This window comes from Bartonella sp. CL63NXGY (assembly GCF_042194905.1).
In the GTDB taxonomy this organism is placed as follows: Bacteria; Pseudomonadota; Alphaproteobacteria; order Rhizobiales; family Rhizobiaceae; genus Bartonella.
The window spans coordinates 147,919-167,106 of the sequence record NZ_JBHINK010000002.1; the positions used below are offsets into that span (position 1 = coordinate 147,919).

14 protein-coding genes are annotated in these 19,188 nt (G+C 37.7%); 7 read left to right on the forward strand and 7 right to left on the reverse strand.

Annotated features, from left to right (window positions below; all coding sequences use genetic code 11):
- The first annotated feature begins 241 nt into the window (after positions 1 to 241).
- Positions 242 to 1,216, forward strand: coding sequence for a tail fiber protein (locus tag ACFIK0_RS01735; RefSeq protein ID WP_375663393.1), 975 nt, complete (start codon positions 242 to 244; stop codon positions 1,214 to 1,216).
- Between the two features lie 1,125 nt (positions 1,217 to 2,341).
- Here ACFIK0_RS01735 and ACFIK0_RS01740 read toward each other — a convergent pair.
- From ACFIK0_RS01740 to ACFIK0_RS01760, 5 genes are all read right to left on the reverse strand, one after another.
- The gene (locus tag ACFIK0_RS01740) at positions 2,342 to 3,175 is read right to left on the reverse strand and encodes a heme ABC transporter ATP-binding protein (protein ID WP_375643106.1); all 834 of its coding nucleotides are present in this window, start codon (positions 3,173 to 3,175) and stop codon (positions 2,342 to 2,344) included.
- Positions 3,172 to 4,269 carry a FecCD family ABC transporter permease gene (locus ACFIK0_RS01745; RefSeq protein WP_375630798.1) on the reverse strand — a complete coding sequence of 366 codons (1,098 nt, stop codon included), beginning with the start codon at positions 4,267 to 4,269 and terminating at the stop codon, positions 3,172 to 3,174. Before ACFIK0_RS01745 ends, ACFIK0_RS01740 begins: the two co-directional genes overlap by 4 nt.
- Before the next feature lie 5 nt (positions 4,270 to 4,274).
- Positions 4,275 to 5,177: a hemin ABC transporter substrate-binding protein gene (locus ACFIK0_RS01750; protein ID WP_273791109.1), complete on the reverse strand. Its 903-nt coding sequence runs from the start codon at positions 5,175 to 5,177 to the stop codon at positions 4,275 to 4,277.
- An 18-nt stretch (positions 5,178 to 5,195) separates the two neighbouring features.
- Complete coding sequence (locus ACFIK0_RS01755; RefSeq protein WP_375663394.1) at positions 5,196 to 6,239, reverse strand: hemin-degrading factor; 1,044 nt, start codon at positions 6,237 to 6,239, stop codon at positions 5,196 to 5,198.
- A gap of 271 nt (positions 6,240 to 6,510) precedes the next feature.
- Positions 6,511 to 8,691 (reverse strand): TonB-dependent hemoglobin/transferrin/lactoferrin family receptor, encoded by a 2,181-nt coding sequence (locus tag ACFIK0_RS01760; RefSeq protein ID WP_375663395.1) that lies wholly within the window; start codon positions 8,689 to 8,691, stop codon positions 6,511 to 6,513.
- 244 nt (positions 8,692 to 8,935) lie between these two features.
- Here ACFIK0_RS01760 and ACFIK0_RS01765 point away from each other — a divergent pair, with 244 nt between their 5' ends.
- Complete coding sequence (locus ACFIK0_RS01765; RefSeq protein WP_375663410.1) at positions 8,936 to 9,706, forward strand: energy transducer TonB; 771 nt, start codon at positions 8,936 to 8,938, stop codon at positions 9,704 to 9,706.
- 1,039 nt (positions 9,707 to 10,745) lie between these two features.
- Here the strand turns inward: ACFIK0_RS01765 and ACFIK0_RS01770 are convergent.
- A complete protein-coding gene (locus ACFIK0_RS01770) occupies positions 10,746 to 12,836 on the reverse strand; it encodes a lytic transglycosylase domain-containing protein (protein WP_375663396.1) in 2,091 nt (696 codons plus the stop codon).
- 250 nt (positions 12,837 to 13,086) lie between these two features.
- On the opposite strand from ACFIK0_RS01770, the gene dapA reads away from it, so the two are divergent.
- Both dapA and smpB read left to right on the forward strand, forming a co-directional pair.
- A complete protein-coding gene (gene dapA, locus ACFIK0_RS01775; protein WP_273791105.1) occupies positions 13,087 to 13,971 on the forward strand; it encodes a 4-hydroxy-tetrahydrodipicolinate synthase in 885 nt (294 codons plus the stop codon).
- A gap of 18 nt (positions 13,972 to 13,989) precedes the next feature.
- Positions 13,990 to 14,466, forward strand: coding sequence for an SsrA-binding protein SmpB (smpB, locus tag ACFIK0_RS01780; RefSeq protein ID WP_012231306.1), 477 nt, complete (start codon positions 13,990 to 13,992; stop codon positions 14,464 to 14,466).
- Between the two features lie 48 nt (positions 14,467 to 14,514).
- Here the strand turns inward: smpB and ACFIK0_RS01785 are convergent, their stop codons facing one another.
- Positions 14,515 to 15,183, reverse strand: a complete 669-nt coding sequence (locus ACFIK0_RS01785) for a uracil-DNA glycosylase (RefSeq protein WP_273791121.1) — start codon at positions 15,181 to 15,183, stop codon at positions 14,515 to 14,517.
- Positions 15,184 to 15,752: 569 nt separating this feature from the next.
- Here ACFIK0_RS01785 and rpoZ point away from each other — a divergent pair.
- From rpoZ to pyrE, 3 genes are all read left to right on the forward strand, one after another.
- Positions 15,753 to 16,151: a DNA-directed RNA polymerase subunit omega gene (rpoZ, locus tag ACFIK0_RS01790; protein WP_273791104.1), complete on the forward strand. Its 399-nt coding sequence runs from the start codon at positions 15,753 to 15,755 to the stop codon at positions 16,149 to 16,151.
- 128 nt (positions 16,152 to 16,279) lie between these two features.
- Entirely contained in the window at positions 16,280 to 18,505 is a 2,226-nt protein-coding gene (locus tag ACFIK0_RS01795; RefSeq protein WP_273791103.1) for a bifunctional (p)ppGpp synthetase/guanosine-3',5'-bis(diphosphate) 3'-pyrophosphohydrolase, read from the forward strand.
- 16 nt (positions 18,506 to 18,521) lie between these two features.
- Positions 18,522 to 19,100, forward strand: coding sequence for an orotate phosphoribosyltransferase (gene pyrE, locus ACFIK0_RS01800; RefSeq protein ID WP_273791120.1), 579 nt, complete (start codon positions 18,522 to 18,524; stop codon positions 19,098 to 19,100).
- Positions 19,101 to 19,188 lie beyond the last annotated feature (88 nt).

Sequence of the window (19,188 nt, forward strand, 5' to 3'; positions counted from 1 at the left end):
GATACTGAGTAACCTCAAATGAGGTGGTTACATTACACATTAGAAGAGAAAGCATTAATACTAATGTTATGAAAAGCGTCTGGTGAATTTAGGTTATAAAATTGGAAGGAGTGAAGAGAGATAAAATGCGTAAATACGGATGGTACAGTGGTTATGATGTACCAATCAACAGCGGCCGCACATTTTAGTGCACAGAACGAGAAATTGTTAGAAAAACTATGAAAATAATGGGGGATTTAAAATGTCTAATATTTACGATTGGTCTCTAAAGGCTGATGAAAATGCTTATTCAGATAGTATCATTAATTGGGCAGAAGGTCAGCCGCCTAGTTCTGTTAATGATAGTGCACGGGCGATGATGCAGCGCGTACGTGAATATCTTGCAGATAATGGAGGATCTATTAATTCAAGCTTTACAGTAAATGTGGATGATAAAACAACATTAATTACTTTAAAGACAGTTTCGCCTATAAAGAAATACAACAATGATATCGTCATACGTTTTAAAGCTTGTGGTGTAAATATTGGCGCGACAACCATAACTGTTAATAATATAGGAGAAAAGCTTATCTATAAAGCCACTGATGTGGGGGTTATACCATTAGAAGGTGGAGAATTTCAAACAGATGGCATTTATGAAATGGTATACAATAATGGTGTTTTAATAAAAGAGCATGAGGGTTGGTATTTATTAAATCCTACACCACCAAAGATAGAAAGTTTCCCCGCTGGATTCATTGCAACATTTGCTATGCAAAATGTGCCAAATGGTTGGCTTTTATGTGATGGTAAGGCCTATAAGCGTGAAGATTATCCGCTGTTATTCAATGCAATAGGTGATAAATGGGGAAAAGACAGTAATAAAACTTTTAAAGTTCCTGATTTTAGAGGCATGTTTTTACGCGGCTTTGATAATGGTCGGGGTTTAGATGGTGGTAGAAAGTTTGCGGATGAACAACAAGATAGCATAAAATCGCATACGCATATTGGAAACATTGAAAACGCAGGCGAGCATGCACACAATTTTGAGTATCAAGGGGTAGGCTGGCCCGTTGGTGATATTGGGAGACTCCCGAATCATTATACTTATAATACGACCCTGAAAGGGAGAACAGCTTCTGCTGGTGCACATACACACAAGGTAACTCTTTCCCATACGGGTGAGGCAGAAACGCGCCCTGTTAATACAACCGTTGTCTATGCTATAAAATCATGAGTATGGTCGGGTCCATAAATAATCTATAGACCTTGATAATTTTGTTAACGCGGAGCAATTCCGCGTTATTTTCTATGCATATGAAGAGGAAATCTATATTGTTAATAGGATACTTGAGAGAGTCAAAAAACAATTTAAAAATGATTGAAAGAAAGAGTTAAGGATATAATTTATTTTATAATTGTATGATAACATAGGGAAAATATGTAAAAATCATTTAAACTGTACCGTGAAGTGATCTAGAGATACATTTTTTCATAAGGTGTTTTGATAGGGGGTAAGGTGATAAAATTTCAACCTGAGGCATAAATAAAGTACAATATTTTAACGTTTTTTTGTGCAAAAACAGCATACCCCCGTATGAGTTAATTCATCTTATAAAGATATCTCTCACCTTGTTGTCGATTTCATTTCTTTGCATTGCCATGGTGGAGGCTTTATCTGTAAATGATAGTACTCCTTGAGTGGAATCATCATTATGCTTGTGAAGCAGAAGACAAACGCTATTTCTATACTCTCTCCTCATCCCTATATTCCGCATTGTTTTTGCATTAGGGGGGCTTACAAGAAGCGTTATTGAGTTTATTTTAAAGTTTTTATTCAATAGGTTAATTCTTTGTGATATGCCAATAAACAATTTTTTAATAGAAAGAGAAAAGTAAAAAGTATTAGTATAAATTAATATTTATTTATAAAAAAAGTTAAAGTATATGTGTTATAAAGAAGATGTTACTATTAAAGCTACAAACAAATCTTTTGTGGAGGGGAGAAAAGTACTTGATTTCTATATGGTCCTTAGAGGATATAAATAATACACCCGTTATTATAACAAAGGCATTTGTACGCATTTCTTGAATCATTTTTATAAAGATAAAAGTGATAGAAAGAGTAGGAAAACGCATATTTATGTTGTATAAATTCGTATTATCTAACAGTTTGATAGCAAAACAAAACTTCACATGTTTTTAGTTACGTAAAATCTTGAAAGATTTTAAACTGGTAGTTTTTTCAAAAAATATCTTTAGGGTGCTTGGTCTTCTTTTTTAATGATAGATGACAAAAAGGAGTTCATATAAAAATAAAAAAGATTCTTGAATATTTGCGTGTTTTATTTTGCTATGGACTTTAGTTTTTAGATTGAAGCCGACAGCTTAGAGATCTAATTTCATAGGAGGATGCCGTTTGAGGGAGTATAAAAGGGATATCTTCTTTAGGTAATTCAGAAACGTTTAAAGAACAATGATAAACATTGCGGAGATTTTGTGTTGTCAAAACATTAGTTGCATTTCCTTCGCAATAAATCTCACCTTCCTTGAGCAAGATCATGTTATCTGCATAATGTGCCGCGAGATTGAGGTCATGAAGAACAGCAAGAACGCCGCCACCAGAATAGGAAAATTGTTTAGCAATATCCATAACGATGATTTGATGTTGAATATCGAGGCTAGCAATAGGTTCATCTAATATCATCCAGCGAGGAATCCCATTATGAACAGGTTTCCAGACTTGGCAAAGTACACGGGCAAGTTGTACTCTAGCTTGTTCTCCGCCTGATAATTGGTGATAATACAGGTTGCCATAATCAGAAAGGTCAACGCACTCTAAAGCTTTCTGGATAAGATTTTGCAATTCGGCTGTGGCAAAGGTAAATTGGTTTACAGAAAGACCAAGTCCTACAACTTCATGGACTAAGAATGGAAATACGAGCGTTGTTGATTGTGGTAGTACAGCGCGCATTTTTGCCATTACATGAGTTTTTGTTTGGCGTACATTATAACCATTTAAGGTTATTTTTCCGCTGTAAGGAATTTCACCACTCAGAGCTTTGATAAAAGTACTTTTTCCTGATCCATTAGGACCAATAATAATGGTAAAAGCACCACTTTTAGCTTGAAGATTAATGTGTTTAAGAATCTTCTTCTTTCCGCGCTGAACACAAATATTTGTCGCTTCAATCATGAAAAGTCTGTTCCTCGTTTGCATATAAGGATCCATAGAAAGAAAGGTGCACCAAAAAGTGCTGTTACAATCCCAATCGGCAATTCTGCGGGGGCAACAATTAAGCGTGCAAACATATCAGCAAAAATAAGTAATGCTGCTCCCAGGAGAGCAGAGCAAGGAATGAGATAGCGATGATCAGGACCTATGAGCTGACGTAAAATATGAGGAACAATAATACCAATAAAACCAATACCACCACTGACAGCAACAGCACTACCACACATAAGAGCAACAAGGGGAATAGCAATATTTTTGACGCGTTGAATATGGAAACCAATATGGCCAGCAACAGCTTCTCCAAGAGCAAGGGCATTAAGTGCTCGTGATAAAAAGGGAGAGAAAAGAAGACCAATAACGATAAAAGGAAGAACGAGCCATACTTTTAACCATGTAGCGCCCGCAAGAGAGCCAAGACTCCAAAAAGTGATATCACGCAGTTGTTGGTCATTTGCGACAAAAATCAATGTTCCGACAACTGCACTGCTTAATGCACCAAGAGCAATACCAGCAAGCAGCATGGTTGCAATAGAGGTAAAGCTATTATGCGTTGCTATTATGTAGAGAATAATCGTTGATAAAAGTCCACCAAAAAAAGCACCTATGATAACTTTATAAGGCTCTAGAAAAGGTGCAAATGAAACAGGAAAAGCAATGCCGACAACAATTGCTAAGACTGCTCCAAGTCCAGCACCTGCTGATACACCTACAATTCCGGGATCTGCAAGAGGATTACGAAAAAGCCCTTGCATAAGAACACCGGAGACAGCTAAAGCTGCTCCAATCAATAATCCCAAGATAACACGGGGAAGCCTTATGTCTATGAGCACGAGGTAATCACGCGTTTTACTACTTACCGAAAAATCTTGTGTAAGCATCACATGGAGGAGATCAACGAAAGAAACTTTTGCAGCACCATTCAAGAGCCCACCAAAAATACTGAAGATAAGGAAGATTATTAAGCTTAATAATAAAATCTTCCCCTGCTTTGAACGGCTTATTTTTTTACCTTCTTTTGCTTCAGGTAAATGCATCATGGATGTACCGTCTACCATTTTTATCAGCTCTTACCGTTTTGATTTGCACCATAAAGTATCTCAATAAGCTCTCTTGATGCGTCTGCAGTGCGTGGACCAAATCCCAAAAAATACATGGCATCCATCTGTTTTATGGCATGATTTTTTGCTGCAGTTGTTGCTTGAACTGCCGGTATGGCTAAAATCTTATCAATGCTGGTTGATCTTGCACCATGTTTTACAAGTAAGATAACATCGGGATCTGATTTCAATAACGCTTCGCCGTTAAGAAGTTTATATCCTTTATAATCGGTGATAGCATTGATAGCGCCTGAAAGTTTTATCATACTATCAGCTGCAGTACCTGTTCCAGATGCCATGACGCGTCCATTTTGCACAGAGAAAACAAAAAGAACACGCTTTGGTCTTGTTACTTTCGCCAAAAGCGCATCGTTGTCTAAAAAATTACGCTTCAATTTCTCAATTAACGCCGCGGCTTGCACTTCCCGATGAATGGCTTGACCAACGAGGCGAATCTTTTCTATCACATTTTCACGGGAGTAGTCTTCTGGTATGATCACCAGAGGTATCGATGTTTTTTTGAGAATATCAATTGTTGAAGCGGGACCGCTTCCTTCAACAAGCAATATACCCTCTGGAGCAAGTGATAAAACACCCTCAGGTGAAAGAGCACGCATATATCCAAGCACAGGAAGCTTGAGCGCTTCTTGTGGGTAGACACTTGTACTATCACGGGCGACAAGTTGATCTTGGGCTCCTAATGCATAGACAATTTCTGTAAGTGCTCCGCCGATAGAAACAATTCGAGCATTTTCAGGAAAACGCGTTGCAGGTTCAGCAATTACTTGTTTAGAAAAACAAGTAAGAGAGAGCAGTAAACACATAAGAAAAAGGTTTGATAACCTATGTAAAAGAGATATGAACATGTCCAACCTTACCTTATCTTAGTTACTGCTGTTTTCTTGGCATGATGGCAAACTATTCAATAAAGAGCGCCAATCGTCACGTTCTTTTTGTCCCTCCTTGCGTACGCCAAAGAATTGAATAACCATCTCATCAGCTTTATCGAAAACTTCAAGTGAGCTGACATACCCATCAATCGTAGGCTTGCGAACACGCCATACCTTATAAAATCCAGAAACGAGTAAATGAAGGTGAAATTTCTGATCGAGAACATTAAGCCAAGGTCCCATTTGCTTAATGTTCTTTACTTGCCCAGTGAAAATTTGGATACATCCTTTATTACCAACAAAACACATAATTGGTAACTCTTGTTGTGCAACTTGTCTGAGCATCATTTCAACAGCTTCTATTTTTAACTCATCGGCAAACTCATTTCCGACATGTTTTACAGCATCATGTCGATTAATTTTCAGTTCAGAAATAATCTCATGAAGTTGATGCACATCAGTCATCTGGCGCCAACGATCTCGGAACTTTTCAACATCCAGCTTTGTCGTATCACATTGTACTGGAGTAAGAACGGGAGAAATATCAAGTACAGGTGATTGATCGTCATGAAGCAACTTTTCAACAAGTGCAGCCCATTCATCCATATTTGTTGCGTCTTTAGAATAGAGTTTGAAAATGGCAATGCCATATTGATCAAAGAATTGCAAACTTTTCATAGGTGTTCCGAGAATAATCACATCATGCTCGAAACCAAACTTCCATTTTTTTGAAAAAATACGCAAGTCAATTTCACCGAGTGTTATCGGGATATGCTGGCTTTGAACAATTTTCTCAAAACATCCTGTTATTTCATGGACAGCATTATCATTCCGTGTCAATGCCATAACTGTGCCAAGTTTAGGAGCATTTTCCAAGAGAGTAGCGACATCAGCGCGTAGTTTTTTTGCTTTTCCAATTGTACAATAAGCCGCAATGAGTTCTGCTTCGGATATACCAATAGAGTCCGCGAAATCGCGGTTACGCATCTCTTTTTTTTCTTCACGCAAGCGAATAATCATTTCGGCTGTGTATGACATGGGCTTATCCTTATGTTACCTGTTTGAGGGTTAATTGTTTAATTTTTCAACTCAAAGACAGTAAGTCGAACCACTATCAACTAATGGTTCAACCTACTACCAAATAAGCCCTTTTTTTATTAACAGTAGAACAATAAAAACCGATAAATTGCAAAAAGCTAAAGCGTAAACCTCAAAATCTGTTGTTTAGAGAACAAGAAGAACAGAAACACAATGACTTATTCTTTATCGATCTAACCTTTTTAATTGATCTAATGGTTAACAAAAGTAACTAAAATTTTTGCACGAACGAAACTTTAAAGTTGCGACCAGGCTGAGTATAATAATCCTTCGGCGTTGAGCTTTCACCGGAAGGAAGATCTGATACATTCCAATATTTTTGATTGAACAGATTATAAACACCAGCCCTTATAACAGGACCCTTTTCACCAAATGGCTTCAACCAACCTGACACATCAATAATATTATAACCTGGAATTTTTTGATAGTCCGATTCCTTAGCAACTTTATCGCGTTTGGCAGATGAGGTAAGAACAACGTCTGCTCCCCAGATTTCTTTTGCATATCCGATCCCAACAATCGCTTTTAAAGATGGAATTGAGTTAAGATATTCATCTTTATCAAGATCTTTTCCTTGCGAATAGGCAAGAGCAAAATTGCTATGGAATCCACCATTAAGAGCCAAATGTATTTTGGCTTCAGCACCATAAATACGCACATTCGCACGATTTATGTAATGGCGACGCGCAAATTTGAATTCCTCTGATGGCCCTTTATCTATAGTATCTATGAAGTCCTTGTATTGATTGAAAAAGGCACTGACTGAACCGCCGAAATTTCCATTTCCATACCTTATACCAACATCATATCCATTGCTTGTTTCTGCTTTAAGATCAGGGTTTCCCTTCACATAATAAGCAGAGGGTTTTATATAAGAGACATAAAGTTCTGGAATACGTGGTGCACGAAAAGCTTGCGCCCATTGAGCATAAAGTGTTACTTGATTACGAACATCCAGCTCCATACGTAATTTGGGAGAAAAACGTGAACCATTTCTTTCTGGAGGAAATTTGTCAGAAATCAGAGCTTTCTCATAAGAGGACGTTTTTTGAGGGATATATTTAAACCAATCATAACGAACTCCAGGTGTTATACGGAAATGGTTATCAGCAAAGCCAATTTCATCTTCGAAAACAAAACCCAAATTATAGCCATTCGCATCTGGTGAATCTGACCGATTAGCGGGTACAAAGAGACAGCCCCGTGCATTTTCCGCCAAATGACAATTATCTTTCCCTAACAAATAATGATGAAATTTAGATGATAAAACATTAGTGGCAATCTTTAACGTATGATCTACAGTGCCAATATGAACTTTCTTGAGAGCGTTAGCATTGATACCATAATTAGTATTACGCAAAAAATTATCTCTCAAAAAATCCCCTTTGGGGGCCCTAACACGAAATCCGGTCAGAATATGACGATTTGACTGTCTTTGCCAATAAATCTGCCCACGAAATGCATCAAAAAGTGCATCTTCATTGCCGTTATAGTCATAAGAAAGAGAAAGGCGTTCACGAAGTTTGTCGTCCTTATCATAAACAGAACTAGGGGCATAATATCTCTCAGAAGCATTCAATGAATGTGTATCAATGGTGTGACCAAAACGCTCGGCGGTAAAACCAAGTCGGTGATTATCATCAAGGTATTGGTGAATTTTAAAGAGCAAATTATTTTGATCAAAATGAGCAGGGTTTTTACGTGTGCGCTCTCCATAGCCTTCTAAGGTTCCCATATTTTTGCGCTCATGACCTTCCGCATAAGAACCTTGGAAAAGCAAAAACGTTTGTTGAGCACGCATTGCAACAGCTTGATCTACGTGCCAACTATTATCAACAGAATGATAACCACCTTTTATAAGACCACCCCAATTTTTTCCTTCTGTGATAAGATCTTCAGGATCAAGGGTACGCAAAGCAACAATTCCTCCTAGCGCACCAGATCCATAAAGGCTAGAATCCGATCCTTGAATAATATCAAGTGTGGAAAGTGCACCAAAATCAAACGTTGTGTTACCACTATTTCCGCGGAATATATCGTCCAACCATGGAAGAACGATACCATCCATCGTTGTAAGAATACGGCTTGCCTCTAAACCACGAATGACAAAACTGTTATTCCCTGGGTTATAGGATACGGATGGATCAAGGCGATTAATATCATAGGCATCAGTTATTTGTTTTTCACGAATATCTTTCGCGGTTTTTCGACTCGTCAAAATAGTGACCGAATCCAAGGCCGTCCCTATTTTTTTCTCTTCAATAACAATTGGTTTGAGTTCAGTGACAGAAGCTCCATCATTACTTCGTGCGAAAACAAATGAAGGTATACAGACCGATAATGCACTTAAAATCACACAGCTTTTATAGATATTTTTTCGTCTTATTTGCATAACACATCACAACCCTTTTAACGTCCCCTCTCTGTTTTGAAATTTTATTTACATACAAAAAGGCTGGACCCGCTGATTAAAACTTGCCAGCCAAGTAGAAATGATTTTGAAAACAACACAAAATCACTGGAAAACCATATTAAACATGACAAAATCAGTCAAGAAAAAAGTTGCAATTTCAAAATAGCCTGTTTTAATGAGATTGAACACCAATATTAAGCTTAAAATAGTGGCAGAAAAAACGATGAATTTTGCAAATACGAAGCAATTATTAACTCTTTGGATTGGTGCATTTGTTGGAGCTTTCTTTTTGCATGTATTATTGGGAGCGCAGTTTTATTTTCAAAGTATTGGTGTAAGTAATGGCTTGCTCTCGTCGGAGATTATGCTGACTTTTGCGCAAGAAACTGTATATCCGGATGTTGATACAGACTTGCCAGATATTCATACAGAGTCGGATATTAATACAGAGCCAGAAGTATTACAGTCTGATCTCCTAGAGCAGGAGTTAGAAGGATTGCAATCCGTGGATGAAGTTCAATCGCAAGAACCTCAGCATATAGTAGAACAGGATGACTTAAAGTCTTTAGAAGCCCCCCTTCCTCAAAAAGTGGAGCATAAAGCGTTTATCAAAAAAACAATACCGATGCCAAAGGCTGTAGTAAAGCGCTCCAATACAAAGGCGGTACGTTCTTCTTCCACCAATAAGGGCGGTGTTACAGCAGGGACTGAAGATATGTTGTTAATGGAGTGGTTAGCAAAGGTACAGTCACAATTAGAAAGGCAAAAAAATTATATTGTGGGACAGCGTACCAGTCATACAAAAGGAACGGTGAAGTTAGAATTTATGGTACATGAGCAGGGGAGTATTTTTTCTAGTCGTGTAGCAGTCTCTGCTGGTGATCCGGAACTTGATCGATTAGCGATGGCGGCACTTCAACGCATTGGTTCTTTTCCACCACCACCACCATCAAAAGTGAATAAAACAATCAGAGTATCCCTAATATTTAGCTGATTTCTTATGCGGGGCGCTTTTCTTATAATATATTGATTTATAATGATTGTTTATAATTTTAATGAAAGTTAAAATATAGTTTGTTCTAATTTTTTTGACGTTGAATTAATCAAAACCATTCGCTTACTTATGATATAAGTTGAGGGGGGAGCATGAATAAAAACTTCTGAAAAGCAGCGAATATACTTCTTATGAATGCTCTAAATGAAAGGGTTGTTGCAACATTGGGAGTTATGGGATGATAGAGCTATAGCTTTTATTAAGTAATTAAGTAAAGGTTAAACGTGTCTCATCGATTTTTATACCGTTCGTGAGAGGATTTTCGTAAGTACTTTCCAGATACACCGTTGTGAAATAGACTTAGAAACATTAAAATAAAACAAGAATATCAATAAGAAAAACATACTATTTTGGGATGCTCTGTTTTTGTGTGAAGGATGTGAACTTATATGTAAAAATGAGAAAAACAAAAAGCAAAGCTTCATCTTCATCATTAAAAGATATTGACGTATTTGAAAGTCGTAAAACCGAATGAAAGGGAAGGGGCAGAAGAAAATTGTTTGTCTTTAAGGCTTTCTAACTCAATGAGTCTGTTTTTCTGTTATCAGAGATAATCCAAACGATATATATAACAACCTACTCTCTATTTGGTATAGAAATGTTATAAGCAGAAAAAAATAGTTTTAAAATATGCTGTTTTACAAGATTTGAATATTGACTAATAAGCAACAGTAAAAGGATGAGCTATTTGTTTCACTCTTCTCTTATATTTGTAATCTCTATGATATTGTCGTTTATGTTGAGAAGAAATGAACTATTTGTATGACATGTTGATTTATAATGATAATTCATCATTTTGTATTTAGAATAAAAGACCCGAATAGCGCAGGGTTTTCTTATTTTGAATTTATTGATACTGAATCAATTAAAATTACTTGCTTATACAACATAAGAAGGCTGGTATGTGGGTACTATTTAAAAAGGAATAAAAATACTTCTTATGAATGCTTTCAAATGCTATTTGGGAAGTTAAGGCATATTATTTCCGTCGACCAGAAAGCAGGTCGGTTTTTATATCTATTTTCCCAGTGAGTCTTGCTTTGTAGACACCATAATTTTCCATGACACGCATCACGTAATTACGTGTTTCTGTATAAGGAATACGTTCAATCCAATCAATGACGTTATCGAGAGATTGTCCTCGAGGATCGCCATAACGTTTTATCCATTCATTAACTCGACGGGGACCCGCATTATAGCCAATAAGAGTTAGTATATAGGATCCATTAAAACGTTCTAATTGTTCATTGAGAAAATGGGCACCTAATGTTGCATTATAATGAGCATCACTGCTAAATTTTTTAGGAGACCATGCGATTGAGTATTTTTTTGCCAGTGCTTTTGCTGTTGTAGGAAGCAATTGGAGTATACCTTGTGCACCTGCTTTTGATATGGCTGTTGGATTAAATTCGCTTTCTTGGCGTGCAATGGCATAGATAAGCGATTTTTCTTCTACAGAAATATTAGCAGAAGCTGGTATAGCTCCCAGAGGATGAGAGAGTGCACCAACATTTTTTCCCTGAAAAGCAGCCATTTTTCCAATTTTGAGGCTGGTATAATAGTCTCCATTTTTTTCTGCCATAACAGCCAGAAGAGCTAATTCACCGGGGCTTTCTATTCTTTTTCCGAGCTCTCTATAAAAAATTTTAGCAAAATCAGCATAGCCGGCTGCTTCAAGACGTTGAATTGCTTTGATCGCTTTTCGTGCACTAAAATGTTGTCGCTCAGCGGTTGTTGGTTTGGGAAAGAAAACTTTAAGCTTTTGTTGGTTGAGTCGTGCAGCGGCTAATTGACCATAGTAAGTTGCACCAAAATGAGCTGCACGATGAAAGTATTGCTGGGCATTTTGATGTTCTTTTAGCGTTTCTGCTGTTCGTCCCATCCAGTAATATCCACGTGATGCATAAAAAGGTAAAGAAGAGAGTTGAGGAATACGTGAAAAATGCTGCATTGCTAATTTAGGGTTATGAAGAAACCGTAGTGCATACCATCCTGCATGAAACTCAGCATCGACGGCTAATGCAGATGTTATACCAGTGTGCGTTGCAACGAGTTGATAAGCAATTTTTGGTTTGTTTAAATCGAGCATTTCACGAGAAAGGGCGCGTTGTTCTTTCCACAATGAATGAGGGTTCATAAGGCGAAATGCATCGTTTGATGTTTTCATCATGAGTGCTGCGGCTGCATCATATTGCTCTGTTCGTCGAAGATGGCGTATTCGAGCAAACTGAAAAAGAGGATCTTTTTGCCATGATCTCTCTACAGCTTTTAATTTTTGTGTAGCTCTAGGATCATTTTTTTCAACGGCCACAAAAGCATTAAAAAGAGATTGAGCATGGGCTAATTTTGCAACGCGTGCTGCTGAATCAAAACGATGTGCATACAGCATAAACTGCATGCGTTTCAAATGATCAATAGGTTTTAATGCAGCGCTTGCATTTTTAAGAACAAATACTTCTTCTTTTGCACTGAGTTGTGTTTTATGCCACCATGGTGCAATAATGTGTTGAGCACGAGTGGTTTGTCTGGTTTCGATAAGTGCTTTAGCGAAGAGAGCCATCCCTTGTGCTGTTTGGGGCGGGTGATGAGAAAATTTTTGGATGATTGCGCGTGTAACGTTGGTTTCGTTAAGAAAAGCACGTTCAGCATTGCGTTGCATCGTTTCTATACCTGGCCATCCTTTTAGCATGTTGATTGCATTAAATATTTCAGAACTTGGTATATTCGCTTGGTTTGATACCCCCAGCGCCCATGTCAAAATATGACGATCAAGGCTATGTTTTTCCATTGAATTACGAAGATTTATTGTTTTTGCAATATTGTTGTTTGCTAGTGCATCTAGCCCAGCTTTCAGTTGCTGAAGTGTAGCAGTATTGTGTGATGTCGTGTGTATCTGTTGAAGAGAGTCTTGAGATTCTTTTGTGGTAAAGGGAGTAGGGCGAACCAAAGGGATTGGCGCTTTCCCTTGCAAAAGGGGTGTTTGCGCGTATGCACTTGAAAATAAAATTCTTATTGCCAGTATAAGTGCAGTAAAGGTTGATACGAAAAGAGAGGTGGAGAATACACGCATAGAGAAAAGACCTTGAGACCTTGCTTTTTGTAAAAACTTAAGGATTTATAGAACACAAGCGTGAAAAACGCGTTAATATAGACGGCTTATTTTAAAGAACTGTTCAACATTTAAGGAGGGGCATTTTCATCTTATGAGGGCTTTTTTTGAAATTCATCTTGCTTCAATGATAGAGCAAGATTATGCTCTATTTAAAATTTATAAAAGGCGATTATAAAAAAATAAAAGCAAACATTATAGGGAGTTTATCATGCTCAAGGGAGCTATAACTGCGCTTATCACACCGTTTGATAACAAGGGCGCAATTGATGAGAAGGCGTTTTGTGATTTTGTTGAATGGCAGATCACACAAGGGATTAACGGTGTAAGCCCTGTTGGGACAACAGGTGAATCAGCAACGTTAAGTCATGAAGAACATAAGCGGATTATAGAATTGTGTGTTGAGCAGGTTGCAAAGCGTGTTCCTGTTGTTGCTGGAGCGGGATCAAATAGCACAAGCGAGGCTGTAGAGCTTGCACAATACGCGCAAAAAGCTGGTGCAGATGCAGTTTTGGTTGTCACTCCCTATTATAATAAACCAAATCAATCTGGTTTATACAAGCATTTTTCTTCCATTGCCAAAGCTGTTTCTATTCCGATTATAATTTATAATATTCCTGGTCGTTCTATTATCGATATGGCTGTAGAAACGATGAAAGACCTTTATCAAGATTTTAACAATATCATTGGTGTTAAGGATGCAACGAGCAGAATTGAGCGCGTTAGTGAACAAAGTGAAAAGTGTGGAAAAGATTTTGTGCAGCTTTCCGGTGATGATTGTACGGCGTTAGGTTTTAATGCACATGGAGGTATGGGGTGTATTTCAGTTTCCTCCAATGTTGCTCCGAAGCTTTGTGCAGAACTTCAAGCAGCTTGTTTTCGTGGTGATTATAAAACAGCACGAGAATTAAATGATCGCTTGATGCCTCTTAATCGTGCTGTGTTTATTGAACCTAGTCCAGCAGGTATTAAATATGCTGCTGCAAAATTAGGATTTTGTGGTGATACTGTGCGTTCTCCTATTGTTCCATTAACAGAAAGAACAAAGAAGATTATTGATGCAGCCCTCAGTCATGCTGGTCTTTTAAAAGCATAAAATGATATTGACAAAGCCATGAATAAAAAAAAGAACGCGCCCGTACGGAAAATAATTGCTGACAATCGTAAAGCACGTTTTAATTTTGAAATCCTTAATAATCTCGAGGCTGGTCTTGTCCTTCAGGGAGCGGAAGTGAAGTCCTTACGTTCTAATCATGCCAATATTGCTGAAAGCTATGCGAGTTTTGAGAATGGGGAATTATGGTTAGTAAACAGCTATATTCCTGAATATACGCAGGCTAATCGTTTTAATCATGAACCACGACGTTTGCGCAAATTATTACTTTCAAAACGTGAGATGGCACGTTTTTTTAATGCAACGTCTCGTGAAGGAATGACACTTGTTCCTCTCAAACTTTATTTTAATGAACGAGGGCGCGTTAAGTTGGAGATCGCTCTAGCGCGGGGGAAAAAGCTTCATGATAAGCGCGAAACGGAAAAAAAACGTGATTGGGGACGTGAAAAAGCAAGACTTTTAAAAAGATATGGATGATGGATGCAATTTCGATATTCTTTATTTATAGCACTTTTTAAAACAGTTTTAGCATTGATCTAAGTATGTTTTTGCTGCTTGAAAGATTTGGTGAAACATGGCGTCTGTCAAGCGCCCAGTATTTGTATTATAACGAGAACAGTGATAGCTCGAAAAGATGCGTAATCTGCCGATGTTATTGATTTCACCATGTCCAAAAGGGTGAGATAAAACTTTTGCATTAAGGGCACGTATCGTTGAATGGTGCGCAATGGTGCCTAAGGTGATAACGGCTTTAAGTTTGGGAAGATTTGTTAAAAGAGGTGAGAAGAAATAGCGGCACGTGTTAATTTCTGCACCGGTGGGTTTATTTTCTGGTGGAACGCAACGAACAGAGTTAACGATTGCTGCATCAATAAGTTCAAGAGTATCGTCTGCTCTTTCTTCAAAGGTTCCTTGGGCAAAACCAAACTTTTTTAAAGTTGAATAAAGTAAGTGCCCAGCATAATCACCAGTAAATGGACGTCCAGTTCGATTTGCTCCGCGCAATCCAGGAGCAAGCCCAACAATAAGAAGGCGTGTTGTGTCGGGCCCTTTATGAGGAAAGAATGGGCGCACCGGTGCGTTATACCAACTTGGTTCTTTTACACGCCAGCCAGCGATAAATTGATGAAGCCTAGGACATAAATTGCAATTTTGGGGTGGTTCTGGGCAAAGTGATGTTAATTGGCTATTCATGGTGTTAGGCATCAATCGTTTTTCTATTTTTTTTGAGTCTTTTATAGCGTATATGACGGGTTATGTTTTGATAAACAATCTATAATGAATATAAATAAACTTTTTTAGAAGAAAGTTTAATATAAACTTATTGCTAATTATTGTGTAAGAGGTCATCTTTCAGTAATTTATTCGATGAATAAGAGTGCAATACACATGATGTTCAAAGAAAAAAAGTTTTCTCTTTAGATAAAGATATTATCATAAAAAGTATGCGTAAGGCTGCCGTTATTGCGAAGGATTTTAAATAGCTGGTATTCCTTTTAAAAGGATGAATACTCCAGACAAATATTTTGTCAAGAAAGACCGTCCTTTGTTTGAAGTCAATCTATTGGAATGCTTTTACGAGAAACTTTGATAACGAGCATGAATAGGTTATACATTTTTATAAATTTTCCAAGAATTTTCTTAAATAAGTTCTTTAATCAAAAAATATAAAAGTTTGTGTTGTTTTTCTTGTGTTTTATTTTGATTATTGTATATACTCCTTTATCCGCTATTAAATTTTTTTATTTGAGAAAGAGGCATAAATGGCCCGCGTAACGGTAGAAGATTGTATTGATAAAGTTGACAACCGCTTTGAGTTGGTACTTTTAGCAGGTCATCGGGCGCGTCAGATTTCACAAGGAGCCCAGATTACGGTTGATCGCGATAATGATAAAAATCCAGTTGTTGCTTTGCGTGAAATAGCAGAAGAAACATTGTCGCCTGCTGATTTAAAGGAAGACCTTATTCATTCGCTGCAAAAGCATGTGGAAGTAGATGAGCCAGAAATGGCAAGTGAATTTATTACCCATTCAGGTGAAGCTGAAAGTGTTTTTAATACGTCATCGCAAGAAGAAGGTACCTCATTTGATCATATGTCAGAAGAAGAGCTTTTAGCGGGTATTGAAGGTTTGGTTGTTCCAGAAAAAAGTGACGATTATTAATTGCAGCAATTTATGTTACAGGAGTAAAGATACTTTGTCATGTGAGGAGCAATTATTTTTCGTGTCTTTTATTAATAGGACGTGTTCAATAAAGATTAGGGGTGTGAAAAGATAAAGGATATGCTCGTATGATGCGTCAGTGTGAGCTTGTTGGACGTGTTCAACGTTACAAGTCTGACGTAGATGAGGCTCTTTTAAACAGGGCCTATGATTATGCAATGAAAAAGCATGCGCATCAAAAGCGTGCGTCAGGTGATCTTTATTTTTCTCATCCTTTAGAAGTTGCTGCTATTTTGACAGATATGCGGTTGGACGAGGCAACGATTGCTGTTGCTCTTTTGCATGATACAATTGAAGATACAAGCGCTACACGAGCAGAAATTGATCAGCTTTTTGGTTCTGAAATTGGGAAGTTGGTTGAAGGGCTTACAAAGCTTAATAAGCTTGATCTTGTATCAAAGAAAGCCGTACAGGCAGAAAATCTTCGTAAACTTCTTATTGCTATTTCTGATGATGTTCGTGTTCTTTTAGTCAAACTTGCTGACCGTCTTCATAATATGCGTACCCTTGGTGTTATGCGTGATGATAAACGTCGGCGAATTGCTGAAGAGACGATGGATATCTATGCGCCACTTGCAGGCCGTATGGGTATGCAGGATATGCGTGAGGAATTAGAGGATCTCTCTTTCTTTTATTTAAATCCAGAAGGTTATCGTACGATTACCAATCGACTTTCTGAATTATTGAAACACAACCGTGATTTGCTTTCCACAATTGAAAATGAATTGACAAAACTTTTTTTGGAGCATGGCATTAAAGCAGATGTTAAAAGCCGTCAGAAAAAATCTTATTCAGTCTTTCGCAAAATGGAAAGTAAAGCATTATCTTTTGAACAATTATCGGATATTTTTGGATTTCGTGTGATTGTTGAGTCCGTGAATGATTGTTATCGTGCTCTTGGTGTCATTCATACGACATGGCCAATGGTTCCTGGTCGTTTCAAAGATTATATCTCTATACCAAAGCAAAATGATTATCGTTCTATTCATACAACAATTGTTGGCCCTTCAAGACAACGTGTTGAGTTGCAAATTAGAACGGCTGCTATGGATGAAGTTGCTGAATATGGGGTTGCTGCTCATTCCATATATAAAGAGCGCGGTTCCAATTATTCGACTGTGAAGTTATCAAGTGAAACGAATGCCTATGCATGGTTGCGTCAAACGATACAATCTTTGTCTGATGGAGATAATCCAGAAGAGTTTTTAGAACATACAAAACTTGAGCTTTTTCAAGACCAAGTTTTTTGTTTTACGCCGAAAGGTCGATTAATTGCTTTTCCTAAAGGAGCTACGCCTATTGATTTTGCTTATGCCGTCCATACAGACATCGGTGATTCTTGTGTGGGTGTAAAAATCAATGGTCGTATTATGCCTTTAATGACCAAATTAAAAAATGGTGATGAGGTTGATATTATTCGCTCACACGCTCAAATTCCGCCAGCAGCATGGGAATTTCTTGTTGTCACAGGTAAAGCACGTTCAGCTATTCGACGAGCAAGTCGTGCAGCGGTACGTAAACAATATTCGGGTTTAGGATATCGTATTCTCGAGCGTTCATTTGAATATATGGGAAAGCAATTTTCAAAAGACCTTTTGAAGAAAGTTTTGCCACGTTTAGCACGTAAAGATGTAGAGGATGTATTGGCTGCTGTTGGGCGTGGAGAGCTGTTTTCCGCTGATGTGATTAAAGCGGTTTATCCTGATTATCAAGATCACCGTGTGGTACAAAAGTCATCTTTTAGGCCTGGGGAAGAAGGTTGGTTTAATATTGAAAATGCTCAAGGTATGATTTTTAAAGTTCCAGAAAATGAAAAGAATGCAAAGGTCGAGAATCATCAATCTAAAGCATTGCCTATTAGAGGAACCCATGGAGATATACCCGTACGTTTTTCACCGGAAGGAGCAGTACCTGGAGATCGGATTGTTGGTATTATGCAGCCAGGAGCTGGGATCGTTATTTATCCAATACAGTCTTCAGCTTTGATGGCGTATGATGATCAGCCAGAACGATGGATTGATGTTCGCTGGGATATTGATGCCCAAATGAATGAACGTTTTCCTGCACGGATGAATATTTTGGTTGTAAATAGTCCTGGTTCTTTGGCTGAAATTACACAAATAATTTCTGCTAACGATGCCAATATCCAAAATTTATCTTTTATCCGTACAGCACCAGATTTTACAGAAATTATGATTGATTTGGAAGTGTGGGATTTAAAACATTTGAATCGTATTTTTTCTCAATTAAAAAAGGCAGGTTCAGTAAGTACAGTACGGCGGGTTCATGGATAAAAAGAAAGATTTAGCAATGAATACACAAGATGTCATTGATATTTTTAAACAAGCAGATGCTATTCTAGAAGGGCATTTTATTTTAACATCGGGGCGCCATAGTGCGACTTATATGCAAAAAGCGAAAGTATTCATGCATGCTGACTTGACAGAAAAGTTATGTCGTGGATTGGCTGAAAAAATTAAAAAATCTATCGAGGAAAAAATTGATTATGTTGTTGGGCCCGCAATTGGCGGTCTTATTCCTTCCTATGAAACTTCACGTCACCTTGGTGTTCCTTCTCTTTGGGTAGAGCGTGTAAATGGCATCTTTGAATTGCGTCGTTTTGAAATCAAGAAGGGTGCACGGGTTGTTATTGTTGAAGATATTGTGACAACGGGTCTTTCCATTCGTGAGACTGTTGAAGCGCTTGTTGCAGCAGGAGCAGAGGTATTGGCCAGTGCATGTATTCTTGATCGTTCTGGTGGTAAGGTCAATGTTGGAGTTCCATTGATTGCGCTTGCTGAATACGAGATAACCTCTTATGCTAGTGATGCTCTTCCTGCAGAGCTTTCTGTTCTTCCAGCGATTAAACCAGGCAGTCGAAATATTTAATTGTCTTTCTATTTTTTTTTTGTGCAAAAGCTTAAAAAGATTAATTTGGATGATATAGGTTATTTCATTATCAAAAGATGTATATTGA

Coding starts and splice junctions, on each gene's coding strand:
- ACFIK0_RS01795 (WP_273791103.1), top strand. CDS start 16,280: ATGATGCGTCAGTGTGAGCTTGTTGGACGTGTTCAACGTTACAAGTCT.
- smpB (WP_012231306.1), top strand. CDS start 13,990: ATGAATAAAAAAAAGAACGCGCCCGTACGGAAAATAATTGCTGACAAT.
- ACFIK0_RS01745 (WP_375630798.1), bottom strand. CDS start 4,269: ATGGTAGACGGTACATCCATGATGCATTTACCTGAAGCAAAAGAAGGT.
- ACFIK0_RS01735 (WP_375663393.1), top strand. CDS start 242: ATGTCTAATATTTACGATTGGTCTCTAAAGGCTGATGAAAATGCTTAT.
- rpoZ (WP_273791104.1), top strand. CDS start 15,753: ATGGCCCGCGTAACGGTAGAAGATTGTATTGATAAAGTTGACAACCGC.
- ACFIK0_RS01740 (WP_375643106.1), bottom strand. CDS start 3,175: ATGATTGAAGCGACAAATATTTGTGTTCAGCGCGGAAAGAAGAAGATT.
- pyrE (WP_273791120.1), top strand. CDS start 18,522: ATGAATACACAAGATGTCATTGATATTTTTAAACAAGCAGATGCTATT.
- ACFIK0_RS01755 (WP_375663394.1), bottom strand. CDS start 6,239: ATGTCATACACAGCCGAAATGATTATTCGCTTGCGTGAAGAAAAAAAA.
- dapA (WP_273791105.1), top strand. CDS start 13,087: ATGCTCAAGGGAGCTATAACTGCGCTTATCACACCGTTTGATAACAAG.
- ACFIK0_RS01785 (WP_273791121.1), bottom strand. CDS start 15,183: ATGAATAGCCAATTAACATCACTTTGCCCAGAACCACCCCAAAATTGC.
- ACFIK0_RS01750 (WP_273791109.1), bottom strand. CDS start 5,177: ATGTTCATATCTCTTTTACATAGGTTATCAAACCTTTTTCTTATGTGT.
- ACFIK0_RS01770 (WP_375663396.1), bottom strand. CDS start 12,836: ATGCGTGTATTCTCCACCTCTCTTTTCGTATCAACCTTTACTGCACTT.
- ACFIK0_RS01765 (WP_375663410.1), top strand. CDS start 8,936: ATGAATTTTGCAAATACGAAGCAATTATTAACTCTTTGGATTGGTGCA.
- ACFIK0_RS01760 (WP_375663395.1), bottom strand. CDS start 8,691: ATGCAAATAAGACGAAAAAATATCTATAAAAGCTGTGTGATTTTAAGT.